Here is a 531-nt window from a genome sequence, read left to right as displayed (position 1 = left end):
CGCTATCGATTTCCAAACGCAATTTCGAGAAGTCTTCGTCGATGAGGTCAATGGCTTTGTCGGGCAGGAATCGGTCGGAGATGTATCGGTTCGAAAGTTCGGCGGCGGCGATGATGGCGCTATCGGTGATTCGAACGCCGTGATGGATTTCGTATTTCTCCTTCAAGCCGCGCAAGATGGAGATGGTGTCTTCGACGCTTGGCTCTTCGACGAAGACGGTTTGGAAGCGTCGTTAGAGCGCCGCGTCTTTTTCGATGTATTTGAGGTATTCGTCGAGCGTCGTGGCGCCGATGCATCGGAGTTCGCCTCTGGCGAGAGCGGGCTTCAAGATGTTGGCGGCATCGACGGCGCCTTCCGCGCCGCCCGCGCCCACGAGCAAGTGAATTTCATCGATGAAGAGCACGATGTCGCCGTTGGATTCTTGGACTTCGCGCACGACGGCTTTGAGACGCTCTTCGAATTCGCCTCGGAACTTGGTGCCTGCGACGAGTTGGGCGATGTCGAGGGCGTGAATTTGCTTGGACTTCAAGT

1 pseudogene is annotated in these 531 nt (G+C 56.3%); it reads right to left on the bottom strand.

Annotated features, from left to right (window positions below):
• Positions 1 to 531: pseudogene (locus NZM01_12595) on the bottom strand (AAA family ATPase).

The organism is Pseudanabaenaceae cyanobacterium SKYG29, assembly GCA_025055675.1.
GTDB lineage: Bacteria > Cyanobacteriota > Cyanobacteriia > Pseudanabaenales > Pseudanabaenaceae > M5B4.
The sequence above is the reverse complement of the archived record's forward strand: the minus strand, read 5'-3'. Positions and strand labels throughout refer to the sequence as shown.